Annotated in this window: 1 protein-coding gene and 1 pseudogene; both read right to left on the bottom strand. The window is 42.0% G+C overall.

What is annotated here, in order from left to right:
* Positions 1–148: pseudogene (locus ACOSDR_RS20240) on the bottom strand (MBL fold metallo-hydrolase); the annotation flags it as partial.
* A gap of 12 nt (positions 149–160) precedes the next feature.
* Complete coding sequence (locus ACOSDR_RS20235; protein ID WP_420732348.1) at positions 161–322, bottom strand: hypothetical protein; 162 nt, start codon at positions 320–322, stop codon at positions 161–163.
* Positions 323–371 lie beyond the last annotated feature (49 nt).

Raw genomic sequence — 371 nt, 5'->3', positions numbered from 1 at the left:
CTTTAACAGGTTGGGGAATTGGGAAACCATAACGTGCTGAGACTTCTTGAATCATATCTAACCAGAATTGGTCTTCTTTATGCGGACCAATCACAGGAATTTTCCAAGCTTCAGCCAATTCTCCTACAGCACCAGCATGATCAAGATGCCCGTGCGTTAATCATAATGCTTTAACGGTTAAACCCAAAGCCTCAACTTCTTTCTTTAGTACTGCTGCATCGCCACCTGCATCAATCAAAACCGCCTCTTTGCTTTCACTGTCCCATAAAATTGAGCAATTTTGAGCAAATGCGGTAACAGGAACAATTTTGACTTGCAGCATAAAAAACCTCTGGCGTGAAAGAAGATCGTCTTAACGATGAGCTAAGGTA

Source organism: Hwanghaeella sp. 1Z406, from assembly GCF_048892425.1.
GTDB lineage: Bacteria > Pseudomonadota > Alphaproteobacteria > UBA8366 > Aestuariispiraceae > Pacificispira.
Note: the sequence above shows the minus strand (reverse complement) of the source record. Positions and strands in the feature narration are given on the sequence as shown.